Genomic DNA, 19,010 nt, shown 5'->3' with positions numbered 1-19,010 from the left:
TATAGATGTAACAAGACTAGTTCGCGGGCCCGAGGACAACAAATACTAAATACTGAAGGTAGCGTTCGATTAAATAGATGGCTTGCGCCCGCCATGGGGTTGTTCGCGGGCGACCGTCAGGAACGGGTCCACCAGCGCCGGCCGGGCCGTACCGCGACGCCAGGCGAGGCCGACATCCAGGGTCTGGCTGAGGTCGGCAATCGGCCGTGCTTCGATGATGTCGCCCTCAAGCGACCACGGGCGATAGGTCATGTCGGGCTGGATCGATACGCCCAAGCCGGCAGCCACCAGGCTTCGCACCGCTTCGGTCGAGGCCGTGCGCAGGGTGATGCGCGGTTGCAGCGAGGCGGCGGACCACATGCGTTGGGCGTTGCGGTCCATTTCGTCGACGTTCAGTTGAATCAATGGCTCGCGGGCCACATCGGCGAGGTTGATGCTGTCGTGTTCCAGCAAGGGATGCTGGGCCGGCAGCCATAGCCGGTGCGGCGAGTGGGTCAGCACTTCGGTCTGCAAGGCGTGGCGGTCTTCGAGGTTGGAGAGGATCAGCACGCCGACATCGATCTCGCCGCTGACCAGCAAATGCTCGATGTACGGGCGTTCATCTTCCATCACGCGGATTTCCACGTTGGGGTAGGCGCGCTGGAATCGGGTGAGCAAATCCGCCAGGTAATAACCGGCCACCAGGCTGGTCACGCCGACGATCAATTGCCCGGCGACCTGGTCGGTGCTCTGTTGCAGGCTGCGCTTGGCGTTATCCACCGTGGCCAGGATCAAGTGCGCCTGGCGCAGGAATTGATGGCCCTGGTGGGTCAGGGTCATGCCCTTGGCGTGGCGGCTGAACAGGCTGACGCCGATTTCCTCCTCCAGTTGCTGGATGGCCAGGGTCAGGGTCGACTGGGAAATGAACGCGGTTTGTGCGGCGGCGGAGATCGAACCGGTCTCGGCCACAGCGATGAAATGGCGGATCTGACGCAAGGTCATCATGGGGGAAGCACCCGGTGGGCTGTTTTTATCGATTTATTGGAGTGTATATCTTTTTTTTCGATGGTCAGCGCCAGGTGGCCTGGCGATGCAACATCTGGAAGCACTCTCGCCCACGGGGCGTCGGCACTTTCGATCTAGGCTGGTGCCCTTGGTTTCAGGTTAAACGCCCTGTGGAGGCAGCAAATGAACACCCGTGGATTGCTCGATCAGCTACTCAAGTCCGGCCAGGACCTGCTGCAAAACAAGGCCGGTGGCTCACAGCAAAAAGGCGCGAGCGGTGGTGCCCTTGGCAGTTTGCTTTCCGGCGCGAGCGGCGGGGCGTTGGCGGCAGGCGCCATGGGCTTGCTGCTCGGCAGCAAGAAGGCCCGCAAGGTCGGCGGCAAGGTTGCGGTCTACGGCGGCCTCGCCGCGTTGGGCGTGCTGGCCTATAAGGCCTACGGCAACTGGCAGGCCCAGCAGGGCACTGCGCCGGAAACCGAACCGCAAACCCTCGACCGTTTGCCTGCCGCGCAAGTCGAGCAGCACAGCCAGGCGATTCTCAAGGCGCTGGTGGCCGCGGCCAAGGCTGACGGGCATGTCGACGAACGTGAGCGCGCACTGATCGAGGGCGAGTTCATCAAGCTCGACAATGACCAGGAGCTGCAACACTGGCTGCATGCCGAACTCAACAAACCGCTGGACCCCAGCGACGTCGCCCGTGCCGCGCGCACGCCGGAGACCGCCGCCGAGATGTACATCGCGAGTGTGATGATGGTCGACGAGGAGAACTTCATGGAGAAGTCCTACCTGGATGAACTGGCGCGGCAACTCAAGCTGGAGCCGGGGTTGAAGGCTGAACTGGAGAAGCAGGTGCGCCAGGCTTCGATGTAATTGTGGGAGCTGGCTTGCCAGCGAAGGCGTTCATTCAGTCAGTAATCGGTTGTCTGACACGACGCTTTCGCTGGCAAGCCAGCTCCCACAGGTCCTCGTTTTCAGTCGCGCCACATCCCCAATGGCCGATCCATCGCCCGATTCTACCCAATCACCCCTAACACTCCTTCCCTCAATTAGCGGACAGTCCCCTCCAGAGCCCATCCCGCCTTTTTTCAACGGGATGAGAAGTGGCGTGCATCCGTCTTATAAATGAAACACCGCCCTCGGCTATACTCCCCGCATTTCGAATCAGGCCTGAGGATTGACTGTGAAGAACTGGACATTGCGCCAACGCATTTTGGCGAGTTTTGCGGTCATTATCGCCATCATGTTGTTGATGGTGGTCGTCTCGTATTCGCGGTTGCTGAAGATCGAAAGCAGTGAAGCGAGCGTACGTGAAGACGCGCTTCCCGGGCTGTATTACAGCTCCATGGTTCGCAGCGCCTGGGTGGACAGTTACCTTCGGACCCAGGAAATACTGGGATTCAGGGAAGGGCAGGGGTTGAGTGCTGAACAGGCGGAAAACTTCAAAACTTTCGAAACCCGCCTGCAAGAACAGATGAAGAACTACAGCGACACGGTCACCACGGATGAAGACAAGGTCGAGTACGCCACCTTCATAAAGCTTCACGACGACTACAGCAAAGTCCTGGCTGCGGTGCTCGACCTGCACAAGCGCAATCAGGCCGTCGAAGCGATCCGGTTGTTCAACGAACAATTGACCCCGGCCTGGACCGCGGGGCGCATGAAACTCAACGACATCATCAGCGAAAACAAAGCCGTGGCGGACCGGGATATCGCGGCCATCGACGATGCGGTGCTCACCGCAAAAGTCATCATGGGCATTTCCCTGGTGATCGCCGTACTGGCTGCCGGTCTATGCGGTCTGTTGTTGATGCGCGCGATCATGGCGCCGATGAACCGTATCGTGCAGATCCTCGAAGTCATGCGTACGGGCGATCTCAGCCGCCGTCTCAATCTGGAGCGCAAGGACGAATTCGGTGCGGTGGAGACCGGTTTCAACGACATGATGGCCGAGCTCACTTCACTGGTGTCCCAGGCACAGCGCTCATCGGTGCAGGTGACCACGTCGGTCACCGAGATCGCCGCCACCTCCAAGCAGCAACAGGCCACTGCCACGGAAACCGCCGCCACCACCACGGAAATCGGCGCGACCTCCCGTGAAATCGCCGCCACCTCCCGGGATCTGGTGCGCACCATGACCGAGGTCTCCACCGCCGCCGATCAGGCTTCCGTGGCCGCCGGCTCCGGGCAGCAGGGCCTGGCGCGCATGGAGGAAACCATGCACTCGGTGATGGGCGCTGCCGACCTGGTCAATGCCAAGCTGGCGATCCTCAACGAGAAGGCCGGCAACATCAATCAGGTGGTGGTGACCATCGTCAAGGTGGCAGACCAGACCAACCTGTTGTCGCTCAACGCCGCCATCGAGGCCGAGAAGGCCGGTGAGTACGGGCGCGGTTTTGCCGTGGTCGCCACCGAAGTACGGCGCCTGGCGGACCAGACGGCGGTGGCCACCTACGACATCGAGCAAATGGTGCGCGAGATCCAGTCAGCGGTTTCGGCCGGGGTCATGGGCATGGACAAGTTTTCCGAAGAAGTGCGTCGCGGCATGTCCGAGGTGCAGCAGGTCGGCGAGCAGTTGTCGCAGATCATCCATCAGGTCCAGGCGCTGGCGCCGCGGGTGCTGATGGTCAACGAAGGGATGCAGGCCCAGGCTACCGGTGCCGAGCAGATCAACCATGCGCTGGTGCAGTTGGGTGATGCCAGCAGCCAGACGGTCGAGTCTCTGCGCCAGGCCAGTTTCGCCATCGATGAACTGAGCCAGGTGGCCGTCGGGCTGCGCAGCGGCGTTTCGCGATTCAAAGTCTGATGAGCGAAATCACGGCCAAGCGCTCTGCCGTGAAGCAGGCGCTGCATGCATTGTTTCTGGTGTTTCGCATCGGCAGCGAGCGCTATGCCTTGAAGGCTGTCGAAGTGGCTGAAGTGCTGCCGCGCCTGCCGTTAAAGCCCATTGCCCATGCCCCCGCCTGGGTCGTCGGGGTGTTCGCCTATCGGGGGGCCGTGGTGCCGGTGATCGACTTGAGTGCACTGACGTTTGGTGCACCGGCACAGGCCCGTACCAGTACCCGACTGGTGTTGGTCAACTACCGCCCGGATGAAGCCGGCGAGACACAACTGCTCGGGCTGATTCTGGAACAGGCAACCGACACCTTGCGCTGCGATCCGGCGGACTTCCAGCCCTATGGCCTGGACAATCGCCAGGCGCCTTACCTGGGGCCGGTGCGCAAGGACGAGCAAGGCTTGCTGCAGTGGGTACGGGTCAGTGATCTGCTGAACGATCAGGTGCGCGCCTTGCTGTTTCCTTCGTCGCCAATGGATCCGGTGTTGCTGGAGGTGCGGCCATGAGCAGCGATCAGCGTTTTTTCGACTTCCTCAAGGAGCGTATCGGACTCGACGTGACCTCGGTGGGGCCGGCCATCATCGAGCGGGCGGTGCGCCAGCGCAGCGTGGCTGCGCAAGCAGCTTCGGCCGATGAGTATTGGTGCACCTTGCTGGGGTCACGGGACGAGCAACAGGCATTGATCGAAGCGGTGATCGTTCCGGAAACCTGGTTCTTCCGGTATCCGGAATCCTTCGCCACCCTGGCGAAACTGGCGAACAAGCGTCTGGGCGAAATCAACAACCTGCGCGCACTGCGGATTCTCAGCCTGCCGTGTTCCACCGGTGAAGAGCCGTACTCAATCGCCATGGCGTTGCTCGATGCCGGACTCAAGCCGCACCAGTTCAAGGTCGACGGCATGGACGTCAGTCCGTTGTCGGTGGATAAAGCCAGGCGAGCCTTGTACGGCAAGAATTCCTTTCGGGGCGACGACATTGCATATCGCGACCGCCATTTCATTGCCGAAGGCGACGGCTATCGCCTGGACCCGCGCGTGCAGGAACAGGTGCGCTTGCAGGTCGGCAATCTGCTGGACCCGGCCTTGCTGGCCGGTGAACCGCCATTCGACTTCGTGTTTTGTCGCAACCTGCTGATCTATTTCGACCAGCCGACCCAGAAGCAAGTCTTTGAAGTGCTCAAGCGCCTGACCCACGATGACGGCGTGCTGTTTATCGGCCCGGCCGAAGGCAGTCTGCTGGGGCGTCTGGGGATGCGCTCGATCGGTATCGCGCAGTCCTTCGCCTTCAGTCGACAAGGGACTGCGGAGCCTGTACCCCTGCCGACATTCGTTCCAACCCCCTTGCCTGTGCCGCAACCGTTGCGCAATCGACCAGCAGCGCCGGTGCGCAGCCGTCCGTTCGCCGGTGTCGTGCCGCTGGCGCCTGTGCCGAAAACCTCTGGCACCGATACGGCCGCGCTGCTGGCCAACATCGCCGGGCTGGCCAACGAAGGCAGAAGCGCCGAGGCAAAAGCCGCGTGTGACAGCTATTTGCGCAGTCATGAACCGGTAGCCCAGGTGTTCTACTGGCTGGGACTGCTCAGTGATGTGGCGGGAAATGTCCTGGAAGCCCAGGGCTTTTATCGCAAGGCGTTGTACCTCGAACCGCAACATCCCGAAGCGTTGATGCACCTGGCCGCCTTGCTGCAGGCCCAGGGTGACGCGGCGGGGGCCAGACGATTGCAGGAGCGTGCCGCCCGCAGCGCACGCGCCGCCGACAGTGAGCGTAAACGATGATCGCCTCCGACACCTTAAGCGTCACCCGGGATGCCCAGGCCATCGACGATTGCTGGAACCGCATCGGTATCCACGGCGACAAGTCCTGCCCGTTGCTGGCCGAACATATTCATTGCCGCAATTGTGCGGTGTATTCGGCCGCTGCGACGCGTCTGCTCGATCGTTATGCCTTGCAGCAGCAAGAGCGCGGGCCAGTGTCCGTCGCGCTCGAGAGTGAGGTGAAAACCCGCTCGTTGTTGATGTTCCGTCTGGGGGAGGAGTGGTTGGGCCTGGCCACGCGCAGCCTGGTGGAAGTGTCGCCGTTGCAGGCGATTCACTCTTTGCCGCACCAGCGCTCCCGGGCCTTGCTCGGCGTGGCGAATGTGCGTGGCGCGCTGGTCGCCTGCCTGTCGCTGGTGGAACTGCTCGGGCTCGACGGCACCGGCAATGTGGCACCGGGTGCGCGGGTCATGCCGCGCATGCTGATCATCGCGGCCCACGGCGGGCCGGTGGTGGTGCCGGTGGACGAAGTCGACGGGATTCACGCCATCGACGAGCATATCCTCGATAGCGCATCACGCTCGGGGGCCCAGGCCAGCGCCAAATACACTCGTGGCGTGTTGCAATTCAAAGGTCGCAGCCTGCGTTGGCTGGATGAAGAACAGCTGTTGTCCGCCGTGACCCGGAGCCTCACATGACCCCCGAGCAAATGCGCGACGCCTCTTTGCTGGAGCTGTTCAGCCTGGAGGCCGAAGCCCAGACCCAGGTCTTGAGTGCCGGCCTGCTGGCGCTTGAGCGCGATCCGACCCTGGCCGATCAGCTTGAATCGTGCATGCGTGCGGCGCACTCGCTCAAGGGCGCGGCGCGGATCGTGGGCGTCGATGCCGGGGTCAGCGTCGCCCACGTCATGGAGGATTGCCTGGTCAGTGCCCAGGAAGGGCGCCTGTTGCTGCGCCCCGAACACATCGATGCGTTGCTGCAAGGCACCGATCTGCTGATGCGCATCGCCACGCCGGGCAACAACCCGCAGGCCTCGGACATTGAGGCTTACGTATCCTTGATGGCACGCTTGCTGGATCCGACAGCGCCGCTGGTTGCGCCTGCCGAACCGGTCATGGCCGAATCGATTATCGCCGAGCTCATGCTCGAAGCACCTGCCCCCAAGGTCGAGCCGCCGGCGCCTGTCGTCGAACCGCCTCCGGTACCAGCCCCGCGCAAGACCAAACGCACTACCGAAAATGGCGAACGTGTGTTGCGCGTCACCGCCGAGCGCCTGAACAGCCTGCTCGATCTGTCCAGCAAATCCCTGGTGGAAACCCAGCGCCTGAAGCCGCACCTGGCGACTATGCAGCGACTCAAGCGCATGCAGAGCAACAGCCTGCGAGCGCTAGAGAATCTCAACGTTCATCTCAAGGATCACGCCTTGAGCCTGGAAGCCCAGGAAGCCCTTGAGGATGCGAGGCGCTTGCTCGCGCAATCCCAGCAGTTGCTCATGGAAAAGAACGCCGAACTCGATGAGTTCGCCTGGCAGGCCAGCCAGCGGGCGCAGGTGTTGTACGACACGGCGCTGGCCTGTCGCATGCGGCCCTTTGCCGATGTGTTGACCGGGCAGGTGCGCATGGTCCGTGATCTGGGGCGCGATCTGGGCAAACAGGTGCGACTGGAGATTGAAGGCGAGAAGACTCAGGTCGATCGCGACGTGCTGGAAAAGCTCGAGGCGCCGCTGACTCACCTGTTGCGCAACGCGGTCGATCACGGCATCGAACTTCCGGAACAACGCCTGCTGGCCGGCAAGCCGGCGGAAGGTTTGATTCGCCTGCGCGCGTCTCATCAGGCCGGTTTGCTGGTGCTTGAATTGAGCGATGACGGTAACGGCGTGGACCTGGAAAAAGTCCGTCGCAGTATCGTTGAACGAAATCTGTCCCCCGCAGAAACCGCCGCGCAGTTGAGCGAAGAAGAACTGCTGACGTTCCTGTTCCTGCCCGGTTTCAGTCTGCGCGACAGGGTCACCGAGGTGTCCGGTCGTGGCGTCGGCCTGGATGCGGTGCAGCACATGGTCCGGCAGTTGCGCGGTGCGGTGGTGTTGGAGCAGACGGCGGGCGAGGGCAGTCGTTTCCATCTTGAAGTGCCGTTGACCCTGTCGGTGGTGCGCAGTCTGGTGGTGGAAGTCGGCGACGAGGCCTATGCCTTTCCGCTGGCGCACATTGAGCGCATGTGTGATCTGGAGCCGGCGGACATCGTGCAGGTCGAAGGTCGCCAGCATTTCTGGCACGAGGGCCGGCATGTCGGGCTGGTGGCGGCCAGCCAGTTGCTGCATCGCCCGGCCAGCCAGAACAGCGGGCAAACCCTGAAAGTCGTGGTGATTCGCGAGCGCGATGCGATCTACGGCGTGGCCGTGGAGCGGTTTATCGGGGAGCGGACATTGGTGGTGCTGCCGCTGGATGAGCGTCTGGGCAAGGTGCAGGACATTTCCGCCGGGGCCTTGCTCGACGACGGCTCGGTGGTGCTGATCGTCGACGTCGAAGACATGCTGCGTTCGGTGGAAAAACTGCTCAACACCGGGCGCCTGGAACGCATCGCCCGCCACAGCAACCAGGTGGTCGAGGCGGCCCGCAAACGAATTCTGGTGGTGGACGATTCCCTGACCGTGCGAGAGTTGCAGCGCAAGCTGTTGCTCAATCGCGGATACGACGTGGCGGTTGCGGTAGACGGCATGGACGGCTGGAACGCGTTGCGTTCGGAGGATTTCGATCTGCTGATCACCGATATTGATATGCCGCGCATGGACGGCATCGAACTGGTTACGTTGCTGCGTCGGGACAATCGCCTGCAATCGCTGCCGGTGATGGTGGTGTCCTACAAGGATCGTGAGGAGGACCGGCGCCGTGGACTGGATGCCGGGGCCGACTATTATCTAGCCAAGGCCAGTTTTCATGACGACGCCTTGCTCGATGCAGTGGTCGAGCTCATCGGAGGAGCGCGGGCATGAGGATTGCAATCGTCAACGACATGCCCATGGCGGTAGAGGCCCTGCGCCGCGCCCTGGCATTTGAGCCGACACACGAGGTCGTCTGGGTCGCCAGCAATGGCGCCGAAGCGGTGCGCTTGTGCGCCCAGGACACGCCGGACCTGATCCTGATGGACCTGATCATGCCGGTGATGGATGGCGTCGAGGCCACGCGGCGGATCATGGCTGAGACCCCGTGCGCCATTGTCATCGTCACCGTGGATCGCCAGCAGAACGTGCACCGGGTGTTCGAGGCCATGGGCCACGGTGCGCTGGACGTAGTCGACACCCCGACCGTCGGCGCCGGCAATGCCCAGGACGCGGCTGCGCCGTTGTTGCGCAAGATCATGAACATCGGCTGGCTGATCGGCGACAAGGGCAATCGCCCGCGCCCGGCGCCGGCACCGTTGCGCAGTTCGGGTTCACGCCAGAGCCTGATCGCCATCGGCTCATCCGCCGGTGGGCCGGCGGCGCTGGAGGTCTTGCTCAAGGGCCTGCCGCGTGATTTCTCCCCGGCCATCGTGCTGGTGCAGCACGTTGACCAGGTGTTTGCCGCCGGCATGGCTGAATGGCTCGGCAGTGCCAGCGGCCTCAACGTGCGCCTGGCCGAGGAAGGCGAGCCGCCGCAAAGCGGCACGGTATTGCTGGCCGGCACCAATCACCATATTCGCTTGCTGAAAAACGGCACGCTGGCCTACACCGCCGAACCGGTCAACGAAATCTACCGGCCCTCCATCGATGTGTTCTTCGAGAGCGTGGCCAGTTACTGGAACGGTGACGCCGTGGGGGTTTTACTCACCGGCATGGGGCGTGATGGCGCCCAGGGGCTTAAGCTCATGCGCCAACAGGGCTACCTGACCATCGCACAAGACCAGGGTAGCAGTGCGGTGTACGGCATGCCAAAGGCGGCCGCAGCCATCGACGCTGCCGTGGAGATTCGCCCGCTGGACAAGATAGCGCCACGATTGCTGGAGATTTTCGCCAAATGAGCACTTTTTTCCTCATTCCTGGCTCAGGTAGTACTCAGGTGACCGCACATGAATGAATTACAGCTCGACGACTTCAAGACCGACGAAAACGCCGCCATGGTGTTGCTGGTGGACGATCAGGCCATGATCGGCGAAGCCGTGCGCCGGGGCCTGGCGAACGAAGAGAACATCGATTTCCACTTCTGCGCCGATCCACACCAGGCCATCGCCCACGCGGTGCGCATCAAGCCGACGGTCATCCTGCAGGATCTGGTCATGCCCGGCCTTGACGGTCTGAGCCTGGTGCGCGAATACCGCAATCACCCGGCGACCAAGGACATTCCGATCATCGTCCTGTCGACCAAGGAAGATCCACTGATCAAGAGCGCGGCCTTCGCGGCCGGGGCCAACGATTACCTGGTCAAGCTGCCGGACACCATCGAACTGGTCGCGCGCATCCGCTATCACTCACGGTCCTACATGACCCTGCTGCAACGGGACGCGGCGTACCGCGCGTTGCGGGTCAGCCAGCAGCAACTGCTCGACACCAACCTGGTCCTGCAACGCCTGATGAACTCCGATGGCCTGACCGGGCTGTCGAACCGTCGGCACTTCGACGAGTACATGGAACTGGAGTGGCGCCGCTCGCTGCGTGAGCAGAGCCAGTTGTCGTTGCTGATGATCGATGTCGACTACTTCAAGGCCTACAACGACAGCTTCGGCCACCTGGAAGGCGATGAAGCCCTGCGCAAGGTCGCCGCGGCGATCAAGGAGGCCAGTGCCCGCCCTTCGGACCTGCCGGCCCGCTACGGCGGCGAAGAATTTGCCCTGGTGCTGCCCAATACCTCCCAGGGTGGCGCGCGGCTTGTCGCCGAGAAGCTGCGCCAGACCGTGGCAGCCTTGAAGATCCCGCATAACTCGCCGGCCGAAGGGTCGAGTCTGACCATCAGTATCGGCCTGTCGACCATCACCCCGAAAGCGGGCAGCAGCTGCCGCGACCTGATCCTGGCGGCGGACAAGGGGCTGTATTTGGCGAAGAACAATGGGCGTAATCAGGTGGGGATCGGTTGAGCACCACGCCCCCGTAGGAGCGAGCCTGCTCGCGATGGTCGTTAACGATGACGATGGCTATCTGAATAAACGCGGTGCCTGAGCGTTTCTCGCGAGCAAGCTCGCTCCTACAGGGACTTGGCATTTCGGCCAAGCGGACTGCCGTTTTCGGCTGTTTCCCGGTATACTCGCCGGCTTTCAAAAGTTCGCCAACGAGTGCTGCCCGTCATGGAAATCAACCCGATCCTGAACACCATCAAGGACCTGTCCGAGCGCTCCGAAACCATTCGGGGGTATCTTTGACTACGATCAAAAGCATGAGCGTCTGACCGAAGTCAATCGCGAGCTTGAAGATCCGAGTGTCTGGAACAAACCTGAATACGCCCAGGAGTTGGGCCGCGAGCGCGCTGCGCTGGCGCAGATCGTCGATACCCTGGACGAACTGAACACCGGTCTGGCCGATTGCCGCGACCTGCTGGACATGGCTGTCGAAGAAAACGACGAAGGCGCAGTGGACGATGTCGTCGCCGAGCTGGCCCGTCTCGAGGAAAGTCTGGCCAAGCTGGAATTCCGTCGCATGTTCAGCCACGAAATGGACCCGAACAACGCCTACCTGGACATCCAGGCCGGTTCCGGCGGCACCGAAGCCCAGGACTGGGCCAACATCCTGCTGCGCATGTACCTGCGCTGGGCCGACAAACGCGGTTTCGACGCGACCATCATGGAACTGTCCGCCGGTGAAGTCGCCGGGATCAAGGGCGCGACCGTACACATCAAGGGCGAATACGCGTTTGGCTGGTTGCGCACCGAGATCGGCGTGCACCGTCTGGTGCGCAAGAGCCCGTTCGACTCCGGCAACCGTCGCCACACCTCGTTCTCCGCGGTGTTCGTCTCGCCAGAGATCGATGACAAGGTCGAAATCGAAATCAACCCGGCAGACTTGCGGATCGACACCTATCGTTCCTCGGGTGCCGGTGGTCAGCACGTAAACACCACCGACTCGGCCGTACGTATCACCCACGTACCGACCAACACCGTGGTCAGCTGCCAGAACGAACGTTCCCAGCACGCCAACAAGGACACCGCCATGAAAATGCTGCGGGCCAAGTTGTACGAGCAGGAAATGCAGAAACGCAATGCGGCGTCCCAGGCGCTGGAAGACACCAAGTCCGATATCGGCTGGGGTCATCAGATCCGTTCGTACGTGCTCGATGCCTCGCGGATCAAGGATCTGCGCACCAACATCGAACGCAGCGACTGTGACAAGGTGCTCGATGGCGACATCGACGAATACCTGGAAGCGAGCCTGAAGTCCGGGCTGTAAGCAATGCTGTACAGGATCCCCGCGATCCCTTGTAGGAGCCGGCTTGCCGGCGATCCCCAGGCCGCAGGCCTGGGGGCAACGAACCCGTGATGGAATATTTAAAGACATGAGCGACCTAGAACTCGACCCGCAAGCCCTGCAACAGGAAGAAAACTCCCTGATCGCCCTGCGCAAGGAAAAGCTTGCTGCCGAGCGCGCCAAGGGCAATGCCTTCCCGAATGACTTCCGCCGCGAAAACTACTGCGATGCACTGCAGAAACAGTACGCGGACAAGACCAAGGAAGAGCTGGCAGAGGCTGCGATCCCGGTCAAGGTTGCCGGTCGTATCATGCTCAACCGTGGCTCGTTCATGGTGATCCAGGACATGACCGGTCGTATCCAGGTCTACGTCAATCGCAAGACCCTGTCCGAAGAAACCCTGGCCGCGGTGAAAACCTGGGACATGGGCGACATCATTGCCGCCGAAGGCACCCTGGCCCGTTCCGGCAAGGGCGACCTGTACGTTGAAATGACCAACGTGCGCCTGCTGACCAAATCCCTGCGCCCGCTGCCGGACAAGCACCACGGCCTGACCGACACCGAACAGCGCTACCGCCAGCGCTACGTTGACCTGATCGTCAACGAAGACGTGCGCCAGACCTTCCGCGTGCGTTCGCAAGTCATCGCCCACATCCGCAGCTTCCTGATGAAGCGTGATTTCCTGGAAGTGGAAACGCCGATGCTGCAGACCATTCCGGGTGGCGCGGCCGCCAAGCCGTTCGAAACCCACCACAACGCGCTGGACATGGAAATGTTCCTGCGTATCGCGCCGGAGTTGTACCTCAAGCGCCTGGTTGTCGGCGGGTTCGAGAAGGTGTTCGAGATCAACCGCAACTTCCGTAACGAAGGCGTTTCGACTCGTCACAACCCTGAATTCACCATGTTGGAGTTCTACCAGGCCTACGCCGACTACGAAGACAACATGGACCTGACCGAAGAACTGTTCCGTGAACTGGCGCAACTGGTTCTGGGCAGCACCGACGTGCCGTACGGCGACAAGGTGTTCCACTTCGGCGAGCCGTTCGTGCGCCTGTCGGTGTTCGACTCGATCCTCAAGTACAACCCCGAGCTGACCGCCGACGACCTGAACGACATCGACAAGGCTCGCGCCATCGCCAAGAAAGCCGGCGCCAAGGTGCTGGGCTTCGAAGGCCTGGGCAAGCTGCAGGTGATGATTTTCGAAGAGCTGGTCGAGCACAAGCTGGAACAGCCGCACTTCATTACCCAGTACCCGTTCGAAGTGTCGCCGCTGGCCCGTCGTAACGACGACAACCCGAACGTCACCGACCGTTTCGAGCTGTTCATCGGTGGTCGTGAAATCGCCAACGCCTACTCCGAGTTGAACGACGCGGAAGACCAGGCCGAGCGTTTCATGGCCCAGGTGGCCGACAAGGACGCCGGCGACGACGAAGCCATGCACTACGACGCCGACTTCGTGCGTGCGCTGGAGTACGGCATGCCGCCAACGGCGGGTGAAGGCATCGGTATCGACCGTCTGGTGATGCTGCTGACCAACTCCCCGTCGATCCGCGACGTGATCCTGTTCCCGCACATGCGGCCGCAAGCATAAGTGTTTCAATTAAAAAACCGCCTTTTCAGGCGGTTTTTTATTGCCTGTCTGGTACAAACGTATCAACTTGTTAGTTTCATCTGAGAGGAAATACCTGTCGTGATTCGTGCAATGGCTCAAGAAGGTGCAGCGGGTATCGCCACTGCGGTCGCTGAAAGTGTTCAGTACCAGGGCCGCAAGGCCAGCCGACAGGGCAGTGAGCAGCGTCGACAGGACATTCTCGACGCCGCGATGCGCATTGTCGTGCGCGATGGCGTGCGCGCCGTACGGCACCGTGCGGTGGCCGCCGAGGCGCAAGTGCCGTTGTCGGCAACCACATACTATTTCAAGGATATCGATGACCTGCTCACCGATACCTTCGCCCAATACGTGGAGCGCAGTGCCGCGTACATGGGCAAGCTGTGGGTGAACAACGAGGGCCTGCTGCGCGACATGATCGCCAGCGGCGATGGCAGCCCGCAGGCGCGCTCGAAACTGGCGGACGATATCGCACGGCTGATGACCGATTACGTTCACCGGCAACTGATCAATCGCCGCGAACACCTGATGGCCGAGCAGGCGTTCCGCCAGGAGGCGTTGCTTAACCCGCGCCTGGCCGAACTGGTGCGTTCGCATCAGCAAATCCTGTTGCAGGGCTCTTGCCAGCTGTTCCAGGTGCTGGGCTCGCGCGAGCCGCATCAGGATGCCAAGGTGTTGACGGCGATTATCGGCCGGATGGAATATCAGGGCCTGCTCAACGTAGACGAGCCTGCCGCCGAAGAGGAAATGCTCGGCATCCTGACGCGCTACATGCACCTGGTGCTGGCATCGGAGTAGTCCCGGCTGGCGCTTTCCCCTGTGGGAGCGAGCTTGCTCGCGATAGCGGTTTACCATTCAACATTAATGTTGTCTGACACACCGTCATCGCGAGCAAGCTCGCTCCCACAGGGGAATGTGTCCACCTTAGGGCGGTGTGTGTTCAAAGGGAGTATTGAATGAAAGCCTGGCGTGTCGTTGTGATCGCCTTATCGTTCTTGCTGCTCAGTGGCTGTCTGGTGTCCTTCAAGGAGCCGCTGCCTGCAAGCGACCCTGCGCCCAAAGGATTACTCGGCAAGTGGACCAGCACCAATGCCTGGGGCGAAGCGCTCAACCTCGAACTGACCCGCATTGGCGACAATCGTTATCAAGCCGTCAGCTATTACCGGGCCAGGCCCGGGGAGCGGGAGGCCTATCCTTTCACGGTGTCGCGTCATGGCAGCCGCTGGTACCTGTCGGCAAAAGTGCCGGCGCAGTTCGGCGGGCATTTCACCCTGGGCGGTTTTGAGCTGACCGACAAACATGAGTTGGTGGTTTACAACCTCGACCTCGAACAGATCAACCAGGCCATCAAGCAGAACGCCCTGAGCGGTGAAAGCTTCCAGACCAACGAGGGTGATGGCGTATTGATCGACAGCCACATGGATCAAGTCGCCGCCTACCTCGACGACCCGGCCAATTCCGATGTGTTCGTCGAAGCGGTGCGCTATCAGCGCCAGGCCAAAGCCAAATAACCGGCACCCACAGGTTTCTACAGGAGTTTCGCGTGGACGATTACCAACAGTCGATACGCATTTTGTCTGATCGCATCGTGCTGGCACAGACGCCGATCCGCGTACTCGATGCGGTCAAATGGGACGACAACATTCGCAAGGGTTTCCTCAAGGCCAAGGGCAAGGAAATGCCCGCGGTGGACCGCGACTACTACCTCAACCGGCCGCTGGCGTTCGACTCCAGCAAAGTGAAGCTGGAGTTCCAGAACATCGAGCGCGACATCACCCGCCAGCTCGGCCAGTTCAACCCCGTCGGCCAGATCATGCGACGCATGTGCAAGGAGTACCGCATGGTGGTGCGCATGCTCGAAGCGCGCGGCACCGAGGATTTCGGCCTGATTTCCCAGGAATTGTACGGCGCCGCGTCCGACGCGTTCCATGCCGGCGACCCGACCCTGTCCGACCTGGGCATGATGCTGTCCGAATACCTGAACAACATCGACGGCCGTGGCGACCTCAAGGACGAACCGAAGACGCTGACGGCCAAGGATGCGGTCGACCTGTTACAGCACCGGTTGAACAAGGTGTTTGGCGAAGCCGAGGAAACCATTCGGGTGTTCGAGTCCGACGGCATCGTCGCCGATGCGGCGGCCGGCGCCGACTACATCAAGATCCGCTCCGACGCGATGTTCAACCAGCGCGATGTGCGCGCCCTGGAGGTCCACGAAGGGCTGGTGCACGTCGGCACCACGCTCAACGGCCTGAACCAGCCGATCTGCACCTTCCTGGCCAAAGGCCCGCCCTCGTCGACGGTGACCCAGGAAGGCCTGGCAATCCTGATGGAAATCATCACCTTCGCCTCGTACCCGAGCCGTCTGCGCAAACTGACCAACCGTACGCGTGCGATTCACATGGTGGAAGAGGGCGCGGATTTTCTGCAGGTGTTCGAGTTCTTCCGTGAGCAAGGCTTCGAGATGCCCGAGAGCTACAGCAACGCCAGCCGCGTGTTCCGCGGCTCGGTGCCGACAGGTCTGCCATTCACCAAAGACTTGTCCTACCTCAAGGGCTTCATCATGATTTACAACTACATTCAACTGGCCGTGCGTAAAGGCAAGCTGGAGCAGATACCGCTGTTGTTCTGCGGCAAGACCACCCTGGAAGACATGCGTACCTTGCGTCAGCTGGTGGACGAAGGCCTGGTGGTGCCACCCAAGTACCTGCCGGAACAGTTCCGCGACATGAACGCGTTGTCGGCGTGGATGTGCTTCTCCAACTTCCTCAACCACCTGAGCCTGGACCGGATCGAGGCGGATTACTCGAATATCTTGTGAACAATGAATTCCCGTGTGGGAGCGAGCTTGCTCGCGATAGCGGTCTCACATTCAACAATTCTACTGTCTGATACACCGCCATCGCGAGCAAGCTCGCTCCCACAGGTGATGTGTTCCAGCTCAATACTTGCGAGGTTTCAACGGATGAGAATCCTCGGCATCCTCTGCCTTCTCCTGACCTTGAGCGGTTGCAGCTCGCTGCTGTTCTACCCGGAACCCGGCCAGTTGTTCACCCCGGAAAAGGCCGGACTCGAGTATCGCACCATCACCTTGAACACCGCCGATGGCCTCAAGCTGAATGCCTGGTGGCTGCCGGTGAAGCAGGGGGTTGAGGTCAAGGGCACGGTGCTGCACTTGCACGGCAATGGCGGAAACCTGCCCATGCACCTTGGCGGCAGTTTCTGGTTGCCGAAAAATGGTTACCAGGTATTGCTTGTGGACTATCGCGGTTACGGCCTGTCCGAAGGCGAACCCAGCCTGCCGGCGATCTACCAGGACATCGATGCGGCGTTCGCCTGGCTGGACAAGGCGCCGGAGGTTCAAGGCAAGCCGCTGATCCTGCTCGGCCAGAGTCTCGGTGGCTCGATGGCCGTGCATTACCTGGTCCAGCACCCGCAACGGCAGAAACAACTCAAGGCGTTTGTCCTCGACGGTGTACCTGCCAGTTATCGCAGTGTCGGTCGCTATGCGTTGAGTAATTCATGGGTGTTCTGGACGTTCCAGGTGCCGTTGTCGTGGCTGGTGCCAGACGGCGACAGCGCGATCAACTCCATGGCGCAACTTAAATATGTGCCGAAACTGATCTACCACAGCATCGACGATCCGATCGTGCCTCTTTCCAACGGCATCCGACTGTATCAAGCTGCGCCCCCGCCGAGGGTGCTGCAACTGACCCGTGGCGGTCACGTGCAGACGTTCGCCGACCCGGTCTGGCGTAACGTCATGCTGCGCTATCTCGATGACCCGCAGCATTTCAACGGCCTGCGCCGCCTGGGTGAAATTCCCAATTATCCGGCACCCCCGAATTCTGAAGATGAACCACCAGAGAGCCCGCAATGAGTGAAGAACGTAACGCCATCCCGCTGATCATCACCGGTATCTGCAGCATCCTCGGCACCGTCGGTGCCCTGTGGTGGTACGGCTACCTGCACTTCGCCAAGCCCGAGGATGCGTTGCTGCTCAACGAATTCACCATGCTCAAGACGATTCCGGGCGAAGACTACAAAGTCTCACTGGAACCGGCGGCGCAAGTGGCGCAGTGCATCGATGGCGTGCTGGTGCTGTTTGACATGGAACAGAAAGGCCTGACCGGCGTGCTGGTCGACAGTAAGAAAAAAGCCGTGCGTTGCATGGGGCAGGAGACGCCGCAGAAGCTGGAGCCCTAGGTTTTTAGCTGAGGATGAGGAATGCCTGTCTGTTAGTGACAGGCATTCCGGTATACCAGCTTGTGGATACTTATGTTGGGGGATCACAGTCAGGTAATGTTTCTCCGCCGACGGAGACTGCTATCGAGGCACCTGACGTATCAGTGGAGCAAACCTTGACTTTTATTTTGGCGCTGTCGTCAACCAATGTTCTTCCCGGTTGTAATGTCGGGTCACTCGTCGTGGCAGTTTCCGATGTAGCATCGAGCTGAATGTTACTTACGGTTCCACCGATGTTTGTATATCTCACCCAAACGCCGTTCACTCGATTGTCGGTAGGTGGGAAGTTGTCGTAGTAGCTGGGCTGGCGGTACTCAAGTGCGATTTGCCTCGGAGTCAATCCAGTGCGATTGATGAGGTACAGTTGCGGTCCACTTTGGCCCAGTACACCCAGGCGATAGATGCCAGAGCGCTCGATTACCGCTACTTGAGAGTTATCCAGCCAACCGGCATACCAACGATAATTTGCAGGATAGAGGCCTCTTCCCTGTGATACCGGATCCCCGGTGTCGGTTGCGGGGATAGCCGGTTTGATCTCGCATTGATCGGGAGCAAAGACCGTATCGTTGTCTTTTGGACATTTCGTGTAGGTTTCTCCGTGATTGAATCCGAGGTTATGACCGAACTCATGTGCCCATAAATAGTGGCCTCCATACTGCCCGCGCACAATCAGCGAGCTCCCCGGCATCCATGCTTGACCTCCGCCAGGGCCGTTTTCGATAACCATAAAGAAGTCGTACTGTTTAAAATCATGGCCCTGTTTCAGGGCCTCCTCTGCAGCTTCCCTGATAGCGGTTGCCCATCCTGGATACGGCGTAGGAATCCTCACGGTAGTCGTCGTCCATTTAAACGTTAATTTGCCCATTGAGGCTTGTCGTATGTAATCACTTAGAGACCCGGGTTGTTCTGAGGCGGTGTCTGCATAAAGTTTTTGCATGTCTATTCCTTTACTGTCTTGCCAGTGAGTGGCTATCAACAAGACGGTCTTTTCCCCAACTACGGGCCGCTGATCAACGCCGGTTTCAGGCAGGGGGATGTCGGTAAGAATGGCATCGTTGTTCACGGCATCTGGTGCGTTCGCGTAAGCCATCGTTGTTGCGATCAAACAGGACAGTAATAAAGCAGCTGACAGTTTCATGGTTCCTTCCTCAAAGTTTTGAAGCCCTTCATAACTTTTGCGAGGAGTTTTATCTGCTATCAGAAGTAACAGTGACGACGA

General features: G+C 60.6%; 17 protein-coding genes. 15 read left to right on the top strand and 2 right to left on the bottom strand.

Features of this window, described 5'->3' with window-relative positions:
* Positions 1–69: 69 nt before the first annotated feature.
* Positions 70–984: a LysR family transcriptional regulator gene (locus PMI26_RS14350; protein ID WP_007975056.1), complete on the bottom strand. Its 915-nt coding sequence runs from the start codon at positions 982–984 to the stop codon at positions 70–72.
* 183 nt (positions 985–1,167) lie between these two features.
* Between PMI26_RS14350 and PMI26_RS14355 the strand changes: the two genes are divergently transcribed.
* The 15 genes from PMI26_RS14355 to PMI26_RS14425 all read left to right on the top strand — a co-directional run bounded on the left by PMI26_RS14355 (position 1,168) and on the right by PMI26_RS14425 (position 17,752).
* On the top strand, positions 1,168–1,854 hold the full coding sequence (locus PMI26_RS14355) for a tellurite resistance TerB family protein (protein WP_007975053.1): 687 nt from the start codon (positions 1,168–1,170) through the stop codon (positions 1,852–1,854).
* A gap of 310 nt (positions 1,855–2,164) precedes the next feature.
* Positions 2,165–3,787, top strand: a complete 1,623-nt coding sequence (locus tag PMI26_RS14360) for a methyl-accepting chemotaxis protein (RefSeq protein WP_007975052.1) — start codon at positions 2,165–2,167, stop codon at positions 3,785–3,787.
* Positions 3,787–4,323 carry a chemotaxis protein CheW gene (locus PMI26_RS14365; protein WP_007975050.1) on the top strand — a complete coding sequence of 179 codons (537 nt, stop codon included), beginning with the start codon at positions 3,787–3,789 and terminating at the stop codon, positions 4,321–4,323. Before PMI26_RS14360 ends, PMI26_RS14365 begins: the two co-directional genes overlap by 1 nt.
* Entirely contained in the window at positions 4,320–5,591 is a 1,272-nt protein-coding gene (locus tag PMI26_RS14370; RefSeq protein ID WP_007975048.1) for a CheR family methyltransferase, read from the top strand. Before PMI26_RS14365 ends, PMI26_RS14370 begins: the two co-directional genes overlap by 4 nt.
* Positions 5,588–6,268 (top strand): chemotaxis protein CheW, encoded by a 681-nt coding sequence (locus PMI26_RS14375; protein ID WP_007975046.1) that lies wholly within the window; start codon positions 5,588–5,590, stop codon positions 6,266–6,268. Before PMI26_RS14370 ends, PMI26_RS14375 begins: the two co-directional genes overlap by 4 nt.
* Positions 6,265–8,559 carry a hybrid sensor histidine kinase/response regulator gene (locus PMI26_RS14380; RefSeq protein ID WP_007975044.1) on the top strand — a complete coding sequence of 765 codons (2,295 nt, stop codon included), beginning with the start codon at positions 6,265–6,267 and terminating at the stop codon, positions 8,557–8,559. The genes PMI26_RS14375 and PMI26_RS14380 overlap by 4 nt, the downstream gene beginning before the upstream one ends.
* On the top strand, positions 8,556–9,566 hold the full coding sequence (locus tag PMI26_RS14385; protein ID WP_007975042.1) for a chemotaxis response regulator protein-glutamate methylesterase: 1,011 nt from the start codon (positions 8,556–8,558) through the stop codon (positions 9,564–9,566). The genes PMI26_RS14380 and PMI26_RS14385 overlap by 4 nt, the downstream gene beginning before the upstream one ends.
* Before the next feature lie 48 nt (positions 9,567–9,614).
* Positions 9,615–10,616, top strand: coding sequence for a response regulator (locus tag PMI26_RS14390; protein ID WP_007975041.1), 1,002 nt, complete (start codon positions 9,615–9,617; stop codon positions 10,614–10,616).
* A 207-nt stretch (positions 10,617–10,823) separates the two neighbouring features.
* A protein-coding gene (prfB, locus tag PMI26_RS31215) for a peptide chain release factor 2 (RefSeq protein WP_095965010.1) occupies positions 10,824–11,919 on the top strand; the annotation gives its coding sequence in 2 pieces (ribosomal slippage) (positions 10,824–10,895 and positions 10,897–11,919; 1,095 coding nt in all).
* Between the two features lie 106 nt (positions 11,920–12,025).
* Positions 12,026–13,528, top strand: coding sequence for a lysine--tRNA ligase (gene lysS, locus PMI26_RS14400; protein ID WP_033047908.1), 1,503 nt, complete (start codon positions 12,026–12,028; stop codon positions 13,526–13,528).
* 111 nt (positions 13,529–13,639) lie between these two features.
* The gene (locus tag PMI26_RS14405) at positions 13,640–14,344 is read left to right on the top strand and encodes a TetR/AcrR family transcriptional regulator (protein WP_081500975.1); all 705 of its coding nucleotides are present in this window, start codon (positions 13,640–13,642) and stop codon (positions 14,342–14,344) included.
* A gap of 158 nt (positions 14,345–14,502) precedes the next feature.
* Positions 14,503–15,057 carry a hypothetical protein gene (locus tag PMI26_RS14410; protein ID WP_007975034.1) on the top strand — a complete coding sequence of 185 codons (555 nt, stop codon included), beginning with the start codon at positions 14,503–14,505 and terminating at the stop codon, positions 15,055–15,057.
* Between the two features lie 32 nt (positions 15,058–15,089).
* Positions 15,090–16,367, top strand: a complete 1,278-nt coding sequence (locus PMI26_RS14415; protein ID WP_007975033.1) for a flavohemoglobin expression-modulating QEGLA motif protein — start codon at positions 15,090–15,092, stop codon at positions 16,365–16,367.
* A 144-nt stretch (positions 16,368–16,511) separates the two neighbouring features.
* On the top strand, positions 16,512–17,426 hold the full coding sequence (locus PMI26_RS14420) for an alpha/beta hydrolase (protein WP_007975031.1): 915 nt from the start codon (positions 16,512–16,514) through the stop codon (positions 17,424–17,426).
* Complete coding sequence (locus PMI26_RS14425; RefSeq protein ID WP_007975029.1) at positions 17,423–17,752, top strand: hypothetical protein; 330 nt, start codon at positions 17,423–17,425, stop codon at positions 17,750–17,752. Before PMI26_RS14420 ends, PMI26_RS14425 begins: the two co-directional genes overlap by 4 nt.
* 70 nt (positions 17,753–17,822) lie before the next feature.
* On the opposite strand, the gene PMI26_RS14430 is transcribed toward PMI26_RS14425, so the two are convergent.
* On the bottom strand, positions 17,823–18,929 hold the full coding sequence (locus PMI26_RS14430) for a hypothetical protein (protein ID WP_007975027.1): 1,107 nt from the start codon (positions 18,927–18,929) through the stop codon (positions 17,823–17,825).
* Positions 18,930–19,010 lie beyond the last annotated feature (81 nt).

Origin of the sequence: Pseudomonas sp. GM33 (assembly GCF_000282295.1) — a bacterium.
In the GTDB taxonomy this organism is placed as follows: domain Bacteria; phylum Pseudomonadota; class Gammaproteobacteria; order Pseudomonadales; family Pseudomonadaceae; genus Aquipseudomonas; species Aquipseudomonas laurylsulfatiphila.
Note: the sequence above shows the minus strand (reverse complement) of the source record. Positions and strands in the feature narration are given on the sequence as shown.